This is a genomic window from Chryseobacterium vaccae (genome assembly GCF_009602705.1).
GTDB lineage: Bacteria > Bacteroidota > Bacteroidia > Flavobacteriales > Weeksellaceae > Chryseobacterium > Chryseobacterium vaccae.
Genome location: NZ_VSWH01000001.1, coordinates 4,762,099 through 4,778,437 on the forward strand (window position 1 = coordinate 4,762,099; position 16,339 = coordinate 4,778,437).

The 16,339-nt window shown below is 38.5% G+C and carries 15 protein-coding genes; 6 read left to right on the plus strand and 9 right to left on the minus strand.

Annotated features, from left to right (window positions below):
- Positions 1–55 precede the first annotated feature (55 nt).
- Complete coding sequence (locus FW768_RS21845) at positions 56–1,300, plus strand: MFS transporter (RefSeq protein ID WP_153399194.1); 1,245 nt, start codon at positions 56–58, stop codon at positions 1,298–1,300.
- A gap of 69 nt (positions 1,301–1,369) precedes the next feature.
- Here FW768_RS21845 and FW768_RS21850 read toward each other — a convergent pair whose 3' ends face one another.
- The gene (locus tag FW768_RS21850) at positions 1,370–2,359 is read right to left on the minus strand and encodes a YpdA family putative bacillithiol disulfide reductase (protein WP_153399196.1); all 990 of its coding nucleotides are present in this window, start codon (positions 2,357–2,359) and stop codon (positions 1,370–1,372) included.
- Positions 2,360–2,548: 189 nt separating this feature from the next.
- Here FW768_RS21850 and FW768_RS21855 point away from each other — a divergent pair, with 189 nt between their 5' ends.
- Positions 2,549–3,187 (plus strand): hypothetical protein, encoded by a 639-nt coding sequence (locus FW768_RS21855; protein WP_153399198.1) that lies wholly within the window; start codon positions 2,549–2,551, stop codon positions 3,185–3,187.
- Between the two features lie 127 nt (positions 3,188–3,314).
- Here the strand turns inward: FW768_RS21855 and FW768_RS21860 are convergent, their stop codons facing one another.
- The 8 genes from FW768_RS21860 to FW768_RS21895 all read right to left on the minus strand — a co-directional run bounded on the left by FW768_RS21860 (position 3,315) and on the right by FW768_RS21895 (position 12,004).
- Positions 3,315–4,601 carry a glycosyltransferase family protein gene (locus FW768_RS21860; RefSeq protein ID WP_153399200.1) on the minus strand — a complete coding sequence of 429 codons (1,287 nt, stop codon included), beginning with the start codon at positions 4,599–4,601 and terminating at the stop codon, positions 3,315–3,317.
- A gap of 33 nt (positions 4,602–4,634) precedes the next feature.
- The gene (locus FW768_RS21865) at positions 4,635–7,175 is read right to left on the minus strand and encodes a YfhO family protein (protein WP_153399202.1); all 2,541 of its coding nucleotides are present in this window, start codon (positions 7,173–7,175) and stop codon (positions 4,635–4,637) included.
- 31 nt (positions 7,176–7,206) lie between these two features.
- A complete protein-coding gene (locus tag FW768_RS21870; protein ID WP_185152032.1) occupies positions 7,207–7,437 on the minus strand; it encodes a hypothetical protein in 231 nt (76 codons plus the stop codon).
- Positions 7,438–7,568: 131 nt separating this feature from the next.
- A complete protein-coding gene (locus FW768_RS21875; protein ID WP_153399206.1) occupies positions 7,569–8,618 on the minus strand; it encodes a DUF6263 family protein in 1,050 nt (349 codons plus the stop codon).
- A 53-nt stretch (positions 8,619–8,671) separates the two neighbouring features.
- Complete coding sequence (rlmB, locus tag FW768_RS21880) at positions 8,672–9,418, minus strand: 23S rRNA (guanosine(2251)-2'-O)-methyltransferase RlmB (protein ID WP_153399208.1); 747 nt, start codon at positions 9,416–9,418, stop codon at positions 8,672–8,674.
- A gap of 87 nt (positions 9,419–9,505) precedes the next feature.
- Positions 9,506–9,898 (minus strand): four helix bundle protein, encoded by a 393-nt coding sequence (locus FW768_RS21885; RefSeq protein ID WP_153399210.1) that lies wholly within the window; start codon positions 9,896–9,898, stop codon positions 9,506–9,508.
- Positions 9,899–9,926: 28 nt separating this feature from the next.
- Positions 9,927–10,400, minus strand: coding sequence for a DinB family protein (locus FW768_RS21890; RefSeq protein WP_153399211.1), 474 nt, complete (start codon positions 10,398–10,400; stop codon positions 9,927–9,929).
- Positions 10,401–10,669: 269 nt separating this feature from the next.
- Positions 10,670–12,004 carry a peptide-N-glycosidase F-related protein gene (locus FW768_RS21895; protein WP_153399213.1) on the minus strand — a complete coding sequence of 445 codons (1,335 nt, stop codon included), beginning with the start codon at positions 12,002–12,004 and terminating at the stop codon, positions 10,670–10,672.
- A gap of 282 nt (positions 12,005–12,286) precedes the next feature.
- Here FW768_RS21895 and FW768_RS21900 point away from each other — a divergent pair, with 282 nt between their 5' ends.
- The 4 genes from FW768_RS21900 to FW768_RS21915 all read left to right on the plus strand — a co-directional run bounded on the left by FW768_RS21900 (position 12,287) and on the right by FW768_RS21915 (position 16,285).
- Positions 12,287–13,579 carry a hypothetical protein gene (locus tag FW768_RS21900; protein ID WP_153399215.1) on the plus strand — a complete coding sequence of 431 codons (1,293 nt, stop codon included), beginning with the start codon at positions 12,287–12,289 and terminating at the stop codon, positions 13,577–13,579.
- A gap of 353 nt (positions 13,580–13,932) precedes the next feature.
- Positions 13,933–14,937 carry an AAA family ATPase gene (locus FW768_RS21905; protein ID WP_153399217.1) on the plus strand — a complete coding sequence of 335 codons (1,005 nt, stop codon included), beginning with the start codon at positions 13,933–13,935 and terminating at the stop codon, positions 14,935–14,937.
- Positions 14,937–15,395, plus strand: coding sequence for a GNAT family N-acetyltransferase (locus FW768_RS21910; protein WP_153399219.1), 459 nt, complete (start codon positions 14,937–14,939; stop codon positions 15,393–15,395). The genes FW768_RS21905 and FW768_RS21910 overlap by 1 nt, the downstream gene beginning before the upstream one ends.
- 26 nt (positions 15,396–15,421) lie before the next feature.
- The gene (locus tag FW768_RS21915; protein WP_153399221.1) at positions 15,422–16,285 is read left to right on the plus strand and encodes a DUF58 domain-containing protein; all 864 of its coding nucleotides are present in this window, start codon (positions 15,422–15,424) and stop codon (positions 16,283–16,285) included.
- Positions 16,286–16,339: the final 54 nt, after the last annotated feature.

Below are 16,339 nucleotides of genomic sequence, written 5' to 3' on the forward strand. Positions count from 1 at the left end.
TTTGAGCTAATTTGGTTAATTTTGCTTTTTTAAATTTTTCCCCACCCCATTTATCATGAAATTAATAAGTGTATATACGAGTTCTTTCAAAGGGCTTTCGGAAGAGAGCTGGATGCTGGCGCTGGTTATGCTTATTAACCGTGCGGGTTCTATGGTGCTTCCTTTTTTAGGAGTCTATATGACAGCCCATTTGCATTTCACTATTGAAAATTCCGGGATTGTTCTGAGCTTTTTCGGAATAGGATCTGTACTGGGTTCCTGGCTGGGAGGTATGATTACAGATAAGGTCGGAGAATACCGGGTACAAAGCCTGAGTCTGCTCCTCAGTGTTCCTTTATTCTGCCTGATTCCTCTTTTTAAGACAGAAGCCGGTCTTGCCGCTATTATTTTAGCTCAGAGTATTGTCAGCGAGATGTTTCGCCCTGCCAATTCGGTAGCCATTACGAAATATGCCAAACCTGAAAATATAACCAGAGCATTTTCACTGAATAGAATGGCCGTGAATCTCGGGTTTTCGATAGGACCTGCTTTAGGCGGAATCTTATCAGCTATTTCCTATGAGTTTTTATTCTTCAGTAATGCATTGGCTGCACTGCTGGCTGGATTGTTATATATCACGTTCTTCAAAGAACGAAATAAGCAGGCTGTAAAAGAAACTAAAAAAGTAAAGGAAGCTATTGCCGTTAAAAAAGAAAACTCGCCCTACCGTGACCGTAAATTTCTGATCTACTGTTTTTTCTGTATGCTTTTTTCTATGTGTTTCTTTCAGCTGTTCAGTACATTAACTATATTTTATAAAGATACGGCTCATCTGAGCCAGCAGAATATCGGATATATTCTCGGATACAGTGGCTTCCTGATCGTTTTGCTTGAAATGGGATTTGTACAGATCGCAGAAAAATATTTTAATCTGGCTTTTACCATGCTGATCGGAACTTTTCTGTGTGGAATCTCCTATGCAATGTTGGCCTTTGATTATACGATGATCACATTGGTCGTTTCTATGACCCTTCTCTGCATCGGTGAAATATGGACCCTTCCTTTTATGTCAACGATAACTGCTATGCGCTCGGGAGAAAATAATAAAGGAGCTTATATGGGATTAAATGGGATATCGTTCTCTTTAGCTTTTATCTTTACCCCTTATGTAGGCACCCTTATTGCCGATAAGCTGGGATTTACTGTACTTTGGATAGGAACCGGAGTTCTTGCGGCAGGCATTGCCATAGCGTTTTATTTCATCGTTCCGTGGATGCTGAAAGGAAAGAGGGAAAAAGAATTTGAAGTCCCGAAGTTGTAAAGTTTCTTCCCGGGGTTAGAATATGATATTTAACTTCTGCAATCAGTTCAGCAGTGCTAAATTTCGGAGTTACTGAACTGCTTGGAAAAGGTTTTGCCCGTTGTCAATCACGTTTTTCACAATCATCTCTGCATGAATCCTTGAATTTTCGATAAACCATAGATGGGTGTCTTTACCACCACATACTACTCCGGCGAGATAAAGATTTTTGGTATTGGTTTCCATGGTTTCGGGATTATAGAATGGATTCAGACAGTCGCCCTGTAATTCGATTCCTGCGTTTCGCAGAAAATCAAAATCCGGAAGATAACCGGTCATGGCGAGCACGAAATCATTTTCAATCTCATGAATCTGTGCCTGTTGATCTTTAAAAATAACTGTATTTTCAGTTATCTCTATGATTTCTGAACTAAAATGGGCTTTAATGCTTCCCTCAGCAATACGGTTTTCAATGTCAGGCTTTACCCAGTATTTTACACTGTTGGAAATTTCGGAATGACGAATAATCATGGTAACATCAGCACCTTTACGATACGTTTCCAAAGCAGCATCTACAGCAGAATTGCTGGATCCTACAACCACAATTTTCTGTTGGGCATAAGGATAAGGTTCCGTATAATAATGCTTTACCTTAGGAAGATTTTCCCCGGGAACATTCATGAGATTTGGAATGTCATAGAATCCGGTAGCAATAACAACATTTTTTGCCCGATAGATAGCTTTTGACGTGACAATTTCAAATAAAGCATCAATTTTGGAAACTTTCAGTACCTTTTCATAAAGATGGATGTTGATTGTTCTTTGCCTGGCAATTCCCTGATAATATTCCAATGCATCCTGTCTGCCCGGCTTCGGGGCTGTTGAAATAAAAGGAATTCCATCAATTTCCAGCTTTTCTGCCGTTGAAAAGAAACGCATGTATAAAGGATAATGGTATAAAGAGTTGACAATAGTTCCTTTTTCTATCACCAGATAGCTCAGTTTATTTTTTTGAGCTTCAAGTGCACAGTTCAGTCCGATTGGCCCGCCTCCTACAATGAGAATATCTAAAATTTCCATAGAACAAAGGTACGGGTTTCATGTAAAATACAGATAAGGAGAATAGAGGGTAGATGAATAGATAATAGACGGATAGATAATGGACGAATAGATGATAGATGGAAGCATATATTTTTTCAATATCAAGAGGAGTCTGATATCTATTCTGGCATTGGTTTTGGTGCTTTTTCTGATTAAAATCAATTCATTATGAAGAAACTGATTATTTCAATATTGGTTATTGGTGTGGCAGTGGCCTGTAAAAAGACACCTGAAAAACCAGTTCCGAACGTTATTGATTCTATGGCGGTAGCGCAGGAAAAAAATAAAGAGGCGGTAAAACATAAAACAGATACTGTGGCTTTAAAGAAAGTCAACGATGAAGTATTGCAGACTTTGAAAAATAAAGACTATAAAGCTTTTGCTTCCTATATTCATCCGGAAAAAGGAATTCGTTTTTCAATGTATGCTATGGTTGAGCCTAAAGAAGATAAACAGTTTTCCAAAGCCGACTTTGAAAAATTTCAGCCTACAAAAACCCTATTTACCTGGGGAGCAATGGACGGTTCCGGAGATCCGTATAAAGTAACAATCAATGACTACCTTTCTAAATGGGTGTTCTCTAAGGATTATACAGCATCTCAATATTCTGTAAACGAGTTTCAGGCTGGTGGAAATTCACTGAATAATTTAAAAGAAATCTATACTGGTGACGACTTTACCGAAAACTACATCAAAGGAACGGCGAAAAACGGAGAAATGGACTGGAAAACGCTCCGTCTGGTATGGGAAGAATTCCAGGGTAAATATTACCTGATTGCTGTTGTTAACGATCAGTGGACGATTTAATTTATAAGAGGGAAGAAGGAAGTTATGGAGGTCATTAATCATAAACTTTGCGTTAATCTTTTTTGCAGTGGCTTTCAATGTCTATAACTAAAAGCAACCCCAGCCTCCAACATTTTATCTATTTCAACTATAATATTTCAGCCAGTTTTCCGGTAAGGTTTCTTCTGGAAAACTGTTCAATGTTCTGGATGTTATCAGAAAGGTTTCCCTGTTTCCAAAGTTCAAATTTTTCGAGGATAAAACTTTTAACGGCTTTAGAGTCTTGATAGCTGAAATGTTTTCCTGCCTTGGTTTCATTCAGGATTCTGGAGACGTCTGCACCTTCCGGGCCAAAAGAAATGATCTGTTTTCCGGAAGCCAGATATTCAAATATTTTCCCAGGAATAATACCCTTGGAAGATTCATCAGGAAAATTGGTAATCAGCAGTAATGAAGATTTTTGCATTTCTTCAACGGCTTTATGATGGGGCAGATAACCAAGGTTCAGAATGTGATTTTTCAGTACATCCGATTCAAGTGCCTGTAGGGCTTTATCATCCACTCTTCCTGCAAACTTCAGCGTGAAATTCTGTGCAAATTCCGGATTTTCTTTAACCAGTTCGGTCAGTGCTGTCCAAAGATTCTCAGGATTACGAAGCTGTTCTAAGACACCGATATAGCTTAAGGTGAATTTTTCACTGCGGGTTTCATTCATCTTTTTTGTACTGTCCGTTTCATCAAATCCATTTGTGATACATACAGAATTTGCTCCTGCTTTCCGGAAGTTTTCAGCGTCCGTATAACTGGTTGCCAGGGTAATATCTGCGGTTTTAAAAACGGCACTTTCAAGAAGTCTGTGCTTTCTGTCTGAACTTTTGGTAAGCTTCAGATGTTTGTAATAGGATATTTCTGTCCAGGGATCACGAAAATCAGCAATCCATTTAAGACCCGGAAGCTTTTTTTTCAGTCCTAAACCAATCAGGTGCATTGAATGAGGTGGTCCGGAAGTAACCACAACATCTATTTTATTTTCTTTTAAATACTGCTCCAGAAATTTAATGGAAGGTTTTACCCAGAATACTCTCGCGTCAGGAATGAAAAAGTTTCCTCTCACCCAGATGGAAAGCCTGGATTTCCAGCTTTGGTTTTTACCGACATCGAATTGCCCCGCTTTAAATTTTTTGTTGCTTTTGTTCAGCTTTTCAGCCAATTGATAAGGTTCCCATATTTTGGTTTTTACCATTTCAATGTTTTGGGGAACATCTTTCAGCAGGCTTTCATCAACCAAAGGATAACTTGGATTTTCCGGAGTATAGATCACAGGATTCCAGCCGAAATCCGGCAGATACTTGGCAAACTTCAGCCATCTCTGAACACCAGGACCTCCCGCAGGAGGCCAGTAATAGGTGATAATCAGTATTTTCTTTTGTCCCATTAATTTTGAACAATAAACCTTAAACGTTGAATATTAAACTGTTTTTACAGCCGGTTCTTCCTGCTTTTTCTTTTTATTCATCCAGAAAATTCCGAACGCGCTCAATGCAATAAACAATCCGAAGCACAGCAATGAAAGCCATTTCCCTTTTTCAATCACTTCAGGTTCAAAAACCATTCTGATCTGGTGTTTTCCTGCCGGAACGTGTACTGCACGTAAAAGATAATCTGCTTTGATATAAGGAACTTCTTTTTCGTCTACAAAAACTTTCCAGCCATGAGGATAATAGATCTCAGAGAAAACGGCCAGCTGAGGTGTTTTTGATTCAGCTTTAAACTCAAGCTCATTAGGCTGGTATTTCGTAAGGTTGATAAACGCTGTAGAGTCTGCCTGAATCTGTTTTCCGTTGAAGTACTCTTTGTCAGAAGCAGCGATAACAGCGGTTCTCTTGCTGTCGATCACTCCAATGGATTTGATTTCTTCATCAGGAGTATTGACAAACTTCAGATCACTTACAAACCATGCGTTTCCGTTGGCTTTGGCGTTTGGCATCGCCTGAGGTTCTTCAGGACCGCCTACAACCCAATATTTGGCATTAAGAAGATTCAGGATATTCGGAACTTTTACCGAATCCATTACCTGGAAGTATTCATTGATCACATCATCATATCTTCTCAGTTTTACGGCGTGATAGCCCCCGATGGAAGACTTGAAATAAGAGGTGTTGGTTTCACTGAATGTTCCTAAAATATTGTTGAAAATTCTGTAGTGTGTTTTATCTTTTTCAGCAATGGTCTCAAGAGTTTTGTTGACGTTGACACTGCTTAGAATTGATCCTAAATTCGGATTTTGCTGAACTTTTTCAGCCAACAGATCTGAACTTTCTGTCTGAAATGGGTTTTCAGCAAAAACTTTATCTACATAGTTCTCATCGTTCAGGTAACGTTTGTTTACCGTCCACAGATCAAATAAGCTTACTACTCCAATAATAACCAGTGCAATATTCTGGTTAAGTTTCTGTTTCATGGCCATAAAAAGAACGCCTGCTGTGATTCCTACATAAATCAATGCTTTTAAAGCATCTGCTCTGAATAGCTTATATCTTTCTCCGGAAAGATAATCCAGCAGGAAAGGAGGGAAGTAAGTTCTTTCACTCTCCGTAGTGAATCCTAATATAGATTTTCCGAAAACCAGAAGGATAAGAAGCACACCTAATGTTCCGCCGCTTACGTAAAGAAGGATTTTCTTTTTATATTCTTCCGTTAATTTTTCATCCGTAAAGAATCTGTAAAGTCCGATTACAGCAATCAGAGGGAATAACAATTCTACCACCACCAATATAGAAGACGGTGCTCTGAATTTACTGTAAAAAGGAACGTAATCTATAAAGAAATCAGACAAAGGCATAAAATTGCTTCCCCATGCCAATAAAACGGTAAGAATAGAAGCTTCCAAAATCCAGTATCTGTATTTTTTCCATGCAAAGAAGAACCCTAAAAGAGCAAGAAAGCACACCACTGCACCCTGATAAGCTGGTCCTGAAGTTCCCGGCTGATCTCCCCAGTAGGTTACCCCGTTGAATCCCTTGGAGATTCTATCCATTTCAGCCTGAGAACCTACATTTTCCTGAATAAGCTCCTGAACTCTGTTCATAATTTCTTTTCCTTCAGGTTCCTGACTTCCGCCTCCCATTAATCTTGGAATAAAAAGATTCAGAGTTTCCAGTTTTCCGTAGCTCCACATCAGGATGCTGGTTTTATCCATTCCTGATTTTCCTGAAGTATGGCTGTCGTTGGTCAAAATCTGTTTTCCACGAACCGTTTCTTTAATATACTCAGAATTGGCCATGATTCTTTGAGAATTCATCCCAACACCAATAATGCAGGATGCAGCAATAATCCCTGATGAAATAAGGAAATGCTTCAACTGGATTTTCTTCTGGATTACCCTTACGAGTTCGGAAAGGAATAAAAATCCTAATGCGAGGAACAGATAGTAGGTCATCTGTGGGTGGTTCGCTGCAATCTGAAGCCCCATAAACAGGGTAGTGGCAATGAATCCCCAGATATATTGTTTCCTGATATAAACCAGTAAAATTCCGGCTAAAAGCGGAGCGAAATACTCAATAGTATTCACTTTACCGTTATGTCCGGCAGCTATAATAATATAAAAATAGGTGGAAAGTCCGAAAAAGGTAGCTCCGAGAAGGGCATATTTCCAGTTTCTGACAGCTACCATTCCCAGAAAGAAGAATCCTGCGAAAAGCAGGAACAGATAATTGACCGGCCTTGGAAGGAAGTTCAGATACCTGTCGATCTGTTTGATGATATCGCCTTTAAACTGGCTTCCCATCTGGTAGGTTGGCATTCCGCCAAACATGGAGTCACTCCAGTAAGTTTCTTTTCCGGTATCAGCTCTGTAGTCCAGAAGTTCTTTTGCTCCTCCTCTGTACTGCACGATATCATGCTGGAAAAGCTGTTTCCCTGAAAAAACAGGAGTGGAATATAAAAATGCTAAAACTATAAATACAACTAATGAAATTGCAATATAAATTAAGTTTTTATTTTTAGCCATGCTGGTTATTATCTTTTATTTCTTGGAATTTTTACCTTTTGTCATTGTTTTCTTTTACCTCTTCATAATCCACCGTTTCTGCGTCCCAATTGACGTTCTTTCTGGAATTCTTATTCGAGTTGGTGATGTCCTGCTGCCTGTTATTATTTTCATTGTTGTTGAACCTGTAGCTGTAAAAGGTTTTAAAGAAAATCCTTTTCAGGATATTCCAGACAAAGAAAAGAATAATTGCAATAAGTACTAACTCAAGAATGTACTTCATAATAAATGTTATTTAAGGTTTTAGATTTAAGGCTCAAAGTTGTTTGATGAAAGCACTGTTTAGTAGTTGAAACAGTACTTTCAAATCTCAGACTCTTAACCCCTCAAACTTATTTACTTCAGTTATTTTAATTATTTGGAAGAAGGGTTTACCATCACAGAAGAATTGGAAACACTGGTCATCGATTGTGACTGCTTGCCGTCTGAAATGGTTTCAATCTGCGTGGTCTTTACCGTGATATTCTGATTGGTAATCCATCCTGAACTTTGGTCAAACTTAATCGTCCCGTTCTGGGCAAGCTCGCTGCTCAGGCTGTGGGTGATTGGTCCCTGTGTTTTCTTTTCTGTTTTCTTAGGAATTCCTCCGGTTACTGAAATCTCAGCAGCTCCGTTTCCTACGCTTTTCAAAACATAGTTTGACGTTACTTTAATGCTTCCGTTTGCATCTGCATTTTCAGAAGTAGTCCACTTTCCTCCGATCTTAACTCCTTTTTTAGGAATAATCGTCAGGTTTTTTGTAAACTGGTCTTTCAGTACTTTCTCATTGAATGTTTCTTTAAGACTTGCTACCACACTTGCTTTCTGGTTGGCATCTTTAAGAAGTGTTCCCGCAGCATCAGATACCTTTTTGTAAACAGCATCAAAACCAGTGATAGAAAGTACGTTTCCTTTATCATCCATCTTCATATTCAGCTTATTTCCGGTAAGAGCTTTGTTGATATTCCAGATCATTTTAAGATCATCTTCTTTTGGAATCGGAAGCTTGGTGTCCACTACAAGGGTTTTTCCCTGAGAAGTTTGGGAACTTCTTTTGGAAACCAGGTTAAGAGTCATATCATACACATTTCCTTTCACATCATTCACGGTGAAGTTCATTTCATCAGTAGATTCGCTGGTAGCTGTGATTGATTTTCCCTGAGGGTCAGTCATCGTTTTTACATCTCTCTGGTATGTAGTAAGAGGATATGTCTTTCCTTTTTCCAGTTTAAACGTCTGTGTGAAAACTCCTGCGGAATCTTTGATTGCCGGGTTTTCTGCCACTTTTGCTACGGAATCAGCAGGAACTTCTACCGTAACTGTTTTTCCGGTTTTAGGATCTACTTTGGTGATGGTTGCTGTTTCTTTCTTACATGAAACAAGAGCTATTGATGATATTAATGCTAGCGCTGCTATGTTTTTCATTTGAATCTTTTTAAATTTTACTACTACTTTTATTTTTCCGGGAGAGAAACATACTAAATCTGTACCGTTGTCATTTTCTGTCTTACGGCTTCATATAAAATCGCTCCGCAGGCAACAGAAACATTCAGAGATTGTGTTTTCCCTTCAATAGGAAGTTTTATTTTTTCATCTGCATGATGCATCACTTCTTTAGAAATTCCGGTTTCTTCATTTCCCATAACCAAAGCACATGGTTCGGTAAAGTTTACATCATAAATAAGCTTCTGGGCCTTTTCTGTTGCTGCAAATACGGAAATTCCGCTCTGCTGAAGAAAGTCTACCGCATGGGCCAGGTTGGCTTCCTTACAGATCTTGATATTGTAAATGGCACCTGCCGAAGTTTTGATAGCATCCGAGTTGATAGGAGCCGCGCCTTTTTCAGGGATAATTACTGCATCTACGCCTACACATTCTGCTGTTCTGCAGATCGCTCCAAAGTTTCTTACATCGGTAAGCCTGTCCAGAATCAGTAAAAAAGGAGTTTTCCCTTCTTCAAATAATTGTGGAACGACATCTTCTATCTTATGAAAAGGAACATCCGAAATAAAGGCCACTACACCCTGGTGATTCTTTCGGGTAAAACGGTTCAGTTTTTCAACCGGAACATAATTGGGACGGATTTTATTTTTGGCTAAAATGGTTTTCAGCTCAGCATAAATAGGACCCTGAAGTGCGTTTTGCACAAAGATCTTGTCAATCGTTTTTCCCGCTTCAATTGCTTCAATCACGGGACGCAGCCCGAAAATAAAATCGTCTTTCATTGAGTTGTTTAAGGTTTCTATGTTTAAGGTATGAAGTTCAATGTTCAATGTTCAATGTTCAATGTTCAATGTTCAATGTTTTGAACTTTAAGGCTTGTACTTTATTCCTTTTAAATCTGTTGTTTTTAAATATTTAATAAATGAGCTGATTTTTTTGCTTAGTGTTTCTGTTCGCTCAATTAATGTTCTCAGTTTTTCTTCTGAAATAAAATTTCTGTCAAAAATCCGGTAGAGTTGTGATCTTGTTTCTCCGCAGGAAGCTTTTGCAATGGAAAGAAACTGAATGAATTCTTTATTTCCATTTCGTTCAAACCCTTCAGCAATGTTATCCATAACTGAGCCTGAAGATCCGTCAATCTGGTTGCTAAGTTTAAAATTGTTTTTAAGTCCGGTAAATTCAATGATAAAGTAGATTTCCTTACAAAGCTCACGAGACAATTGCCAGATCTCCAAGTCTTCAAATCTTCTTATTGTCGCCATAACTTTAAACCTAAAACATTAAACTAATTTACCTTCCTTTCTCTCCCAAAATAGCCCTTTTCTGTGCCATTACATAACCATAATGGAGGCTTTCATGCATGTTGTTGAAGATAATGGCATCCTGAATGCTTTTCAGATCCATCCCGAAACTTGTCGTATAAGGAGTATAATCCGAGAAGAAGTCACTGTCATAATCTTTCATCAAAATTTTTGACGTTTCTGTGAGCAGAAATTCAAGGTCTTCTACTTCTGACTTCTGAACATTTAAATTAGGAAGGGTTCCTTTTTTATAGGTTTCAATCCAGTATTTATCTATTCTGAAAGGATTTCCGCTCAGGTAATAATGCAGCAGCTGCTGGGTAGCAACCGTATGGGCAATATTCCAGTAAATATTATTGTTGAAACCGTCAGGAATCAGCAGAAGGTCATCATGAGACGTGTTCTGAAGGATCTCCAAAAGGTTCTTTCTTACTTGTCTGTGGGCTTGAAAATGATAATTCATTTTGCAAAAATTTTTAATCTCCAAAAATAGTTTAATAAACTGGAAATGACAATTTTTTGAGCCAATGATTAAATTAAAACTTCTTAAATTCTGAAAAAATAGGTTAATTGTTGTATGTTATGTGAATGTAAAACACTAGAACAAGTGATGCTTTCCCATCATAAAAAAAACTCCCACGAAATGTATTCGGAAGGAGTTTTTATCTTTTAAATCAGTTGGCTCGTAGTTGTTATTTGAATCTGATCACTTGGGTTGTAGTACCGTAACTTCTATTTCTTAATGATTTTATGTTTAAAAGTTGTTCCGTCTTTGAGAACAATACTCAGAAAATAAACACCTGTTGTGTATGGAGTTAGGTCAATTTTATTTTCTCCATAGTTTTCAGATAATTTCCTTCCGTCTATCCCGAAAAGACTGATTGAAGCTATATCGGTCTTTGATTTTATGTTCACGAAATCAGCTGTGGGATTAGGATATATGCTTACATCCACTGTTTTTACATCCTGTACATTCAGAGAGGCATTGCTTTTCCCCTGCATGTAAACGGATAGATAGACATCTCCCTGCTGCTGGTTAAAAACTGCTGTTGGTATGGTGTGTTTCAACGTGTGATTTCCTGCTGCTATCGTTGGCATGGTAAACCCTCTGATAGGAACAGAATTTCCGGGGCACCAGTTGTTCCATGAAGTCCACTCTGCAAAAGATTTTGGAGAGGCTCCATAGATTCCGTTACCCTGCGTATTGTATACTCTGAATGGTTCACAGGAAATTCCTCCGGGAGTATAAGTCAGCATTTGTACGTCATCCATATAAGTGTAATTTTGTCTTCTTACGTATTCTTCACCACCGCTGTTAGCTCCATGAGGTGTGGATATTACAAAGAAACGGGCATCGGTGACGGGATTGGGAAGGTTGAATGTGACAATTCTCACCGTTTCACCAGGAACGTCAGTGGCGTTATAGTTATTTAATCTGTTATAGGTAAGGATAGGGGCAACAGTATTGAAATCTGTCGCCGTTGCTCCGGCATCTGTTGAGAAAAAAGTCAGAGTTCCGGAAAATACATCAATTCTGCCGCTGCATCCTGGTACTTCATTCTGTGCTGCATACGGAACACCGAAAACATCCAGTTCCATATATAGATCATAGCTTGTACGCAAATTTGTATCATGGAATATACTATACATATTGCTTAAGTCATAGGTGTAAGGAACTTCCAGAGGTGAACGGTTTTTGTTCATAAACGGAGTGATATATCGGCCTATTTCAATTCTCTTTACATTGGTGTCATCTACGGTGTAGGTGGGTTGATTTTTAGGAACCATTGCCAAAAAGACACTTCCGAGACGGTCATAGTTATCACATAGCGCTCCAATAGTTACTCTCATAGCAATTTTTGCTTTAAAAGAGTTGAGTTCTGCATCGGTAAGCTTCCTTGCATATTTGGAATTTGACAGCCTAATCAATCCTGGAGGAACAGGTTCAGACACTGTAGCAGCATAGCCGTCATAATAGACTGCCTGAGAAATCACATTAGTCATTGTTGTCTGTGATTGTAAAAGACCCGTAAAAAAAACGCTTAAAAAAAATAGCTTTTTGTACATATCGTTGGTGTTTGATACAAATATATTAAAATATGTGTTTGGATATGTAGTTTTGTTGTTTAATTTTTAAAATTAAAACTATTTGTTTATGAAATGTGTAAAATTAATGAATAAGGTAATGTGTTTTATTCGCTAAAAAATCAAAAATATTTAATTTAATAGATATTAATTTAAATAATTGTGTAGAGTATTAATTTATTTGCCTTAATGGTTGTTTTTATCTATAATATTTGAAATTTTATTATTAAATTAGCATCAAATCCAATGTTAATTTTATTAATTATGAAAAGAATTTTACTTTTGTCATTATTGTTGGTTGTTTCCGTGTTGAAGGCTCAGATCAATCTAAATATTGGAAGTACAAATGTAGGTACTGCACCGATAAGCAGTTTTTTTTCCTATTCTTATGTTCAGCAGATTTTTCTTAAACAGGAACTCAATGCCAATGCTGCAGGAAACATTACAGGCTTGTCCTTTTATCTGGATCCTTCGGCAACTATCACCGATTCTTCCAATTGGACTGTTTACCTTGGGCATACATCAAAAACTACTTTTGCTTCAGGAACGGATTGGATTCCGGCTGCACAGCTTACCCAGGTGTTTACGGGAACAGTAACCAATAATAACGGAAAAGTGGACGTTGTTTTTACAACACCGTTTCCTTATAATAATACTGATAATTTAGTCATTGCTGCAAAAGAAAATTCTCCGAATATTGATATCAATAACTTTGATGAAGTTTTTCGTGTCTATTCTTACCTCCCGTCTTCCACTATTTATTATAAAGGAGACCAGGTAGTTGTAGATCCTGCTTCTCCGCCTGGAGGGATAACAGCAGATTACAAATCATCAATCACTATTTCAGGCCTTACTCCGAAAACTACCCCGCCGTGTCCTTTTATTACGTTCCCAGTAAATAATTCTCAATCCGTTCCGATGTCTCCCAATTTCAAATGGATGCCTGTTGCAGGAGCAGATTCTTATAAAGTTTCCTTAGGAACAACTCCTGGAGGTACTAATATTGTTAATCAGCAGGTTGTAACGGCTACGAACTTTACTCCATCTGTAGCATTACAGCAGAATGTTGATTATTATTTAAGAGTGACAACTGTTTCTGCAGGCCTTGAATCTTCCGGTTGTTCAGATGTTGTGTTTAAAATTCCACCGGTGCCGGTGAATGATGCCTGTTCCGGTGCCTTAGTGCCGTCTGCGTTCCCTTATAGCTATACCCAGACTGATGCGGTATCAGCTACCAATAACGGAGCCTTTGTACAGATATGTGCTGATGCGATGAATGATGGTGTATGGTTTAAGCTTATAGGCGACGGTAGTAAATATACGATCAGAATAACAATGCCTTCCGGCAGTACTTTTGATCCTCAAATGGGCTTTTACAGAGGCAGCTGCAGTAGTCTTACATGTCTGGGAACAGTGGATAGTGGAGGAGCAGGGGCAGCAGAAGGAGTTACGCTTACAACAACAGCAGGCGTTGAATATTATATCAATATAGGATCTTATGAGGAAACAGAAGATGTTCCTGAAGATGTATTTACTATAACCATGACAAAAATTTAGAACAGATACGTGCTGTGTATAGTAATTGACAGAGGTTGATTCTATTTTCTGATTCTGGATTTTTATTTCTAACAACAGATAACCGGCTTTTTAGGCTGGTTATTTTGTTTCCCGTCTACTCACAACTGCCTGTTTATGCTTTTAGATGGAAGTTTCTAAATGGTTAGGAAATAAATTATTATAAAGAAGTTTTGTTATTCCGCAAATTCCTACAAAGAAACTCACGTTGCCTGCATGGACCATTCTGTCAGGCTTTCCGGAATATTTAACAAACTTTAACTCAAAAATGGCATTGATTGTGTTGATTACTGCAAGTATTTATCAGAAATTTACCAATTATTTTAAATCAAGCTATGTCAGATACATATCAAGCTGAAGACATCCGCCAGCTGACGGAAAAAGTAAAGGAAAAAAACTACTTATTTTCTCTTCTGAGACAGGAAATCAATAAAGTGATCATTGGACAGGAATATATGATAGACCGCCTTCTGGTAGGTCTTTTGGGGAACGGGCATGTTCTTTTGGAAGGAGTGCCGGGACTGGCAAAAACTTTAGCGATTAAAACCCTGGCAGAAGCTGTTCATGGTGATTTTTCAAGAATACAGTTTACCCCGGATCTGCTGCCTGCAGATGTAGTGGGAACCATGATCTATAATATCAAAGACAATGATTTTTCCATAAAAAAAGGTCCTGTTTTTGCCAATTTTGTGCTGGCGGATGAGATCAACCGTGCTCCGGCAAAAGTACAGTCGGCACTGCTGGAAGTCATGCAGGAAAAGCAGGTAACCATTGGTGATGAAACCATGAAGCTGCCCAAGCCGTTTTTAGTACTGGCAACACAAAACCCTATCGATCAGGAAGGAACTTATCTGCTGCCGGAAGCGCAAAGTGACCGTTTTATGCTGAAATGTAAGATTGATTATCCTGATTTCGAACATGAACGAACTGTTATGAGAATGGTTTCTACCTCACATCAGCCTGTGGTGAAACCTGTGATCTCTCTTCAGGATATTATAGATGCCAAAGAACTGATCAATCAGATCTATCTAGATGAAAAGATCGAAAAATATATTCTGGATATGGTGTTTGCCACACGTTATCCGGAAAAATACGGACTTTCTGAATTGAAGAACTATATTGGTTTCGGTGCTTCACCAAGAGCATCAATCAACCTGGCTATTGCATCCAGAACCTATGCATTCTTAAAAGGAAGAGCCTTCGTAATTCCTGAAGATGTAAAGGCGCTCGCACAGGACGTATTGAGACACAGAATAGGTCTTACCTTCGAGGCAGAAGCGGAAGAAATTTCGTCTGAAGAGATTGTTAACAGAATATTGGCAAAAATTCAGGCGCCCTAATGAGTGAAGTAATTATCAGAAAAGCCGTTCAGGAAGACTGTGCCCCGATGCTGGAACTCATCAGAGAACTTGCGGAATATGAGAAAGCACTTCATGAAGTGACTTTAACGCTGGACGAATTCATTAATGATGGTTTCGGAGAATCTCCTGTTTGGGGAGCTTTCGTAGCAGAAACAGCGGGTGAGATCGTAGGAATTTCCCTCTATTATGATCGTTTTTCAACGTGGAAGGGCAGAAGGCTGTATCTTGAAGATCTTGTAGTAACCGAAAGAATGAGAGGAAAGCAGATCGGAAAAATGCTGTTTGATGCAACATTGGAATTTGGAAAATCCGGACAATACAGCGGAATGGTTTTTCAAGTACTGAACTGGAATGAACCGGCCATTAATTTTTATAAAAAATACAGTCCGAAATTTGATAATGAGTGGCTGAATGTTTCCATTGAATTTAAAAGTTAAGATAAATATTTGACAGTAGAGGACTTATGGAAATAAAAGATATTGTAAAAAAAGTAAAGCAGATTGAAATCCGTACCAGAAAAAAGACGGAGGCTTCACTTATGGGGCAGTATCACAGTGCTTTTAAAGGTCAGGGAATGACTTTTTCTGAAGTACGTCCTTATCAGTTTGGAGATGAAATCCGAAGAATCGACTGGAACAAGACCGCACGTTTCCGTGAGCCGTTTGTGAAGGTGATGGAAGAGGAGAGAGAACTCACCATGATGATTCTGGTAGATATTTCCGCTTCTATGGATTACGGGACCAAAGTTCAGCTGAAAAGAGAGTATGTGGCAGAAATAGCCGCAAGCCTTGGGTTTTCTGCTGCAGGAAATAATGATAAAGTTGGGCTGATCTTATTTGCAGACAAAGTATACAAAGTGATTCCTCCGCAGAAGGGGAGAAAACATATTCTTTCCATTATCAGCACTATTCTTACGGCTGATTATGTGCCGGCAGTGTCCCAGATTGATAAAGCACTGGAATATATGATGGGAATCTTCAAGAGAAAATCTCTGGTTTTCCTTTTGTCCGATTTTGAAGATGAATACGATTCCAAAATGCTTAGAGTAGCTTCCAAAAAACATCAGCTGCTGGGAATGAGGGTTTACGATGAAAAGGATAATGAAATTCCGGATATTGGATATGCACTTTTGTATGATGCTGAAACCGGAAATAAAGTCTGGGCAAATACGTCCAGCGCAAGATGGAGGTATACCTTTGCTGAGGCCCAAAAACAGAAGGTGAAAGCATTGGAAGACGATTTTGCAAACAGTTCGGCAAGTTTCATGAATATCAATACAGGATCGGATTATTCTAAACTATTGTACAATTATTTTCAGAGGAAATAAACAATATTGATGGAAAGATCCTATCTTAAAGGAATATAAAATAAGGCTCCGGCC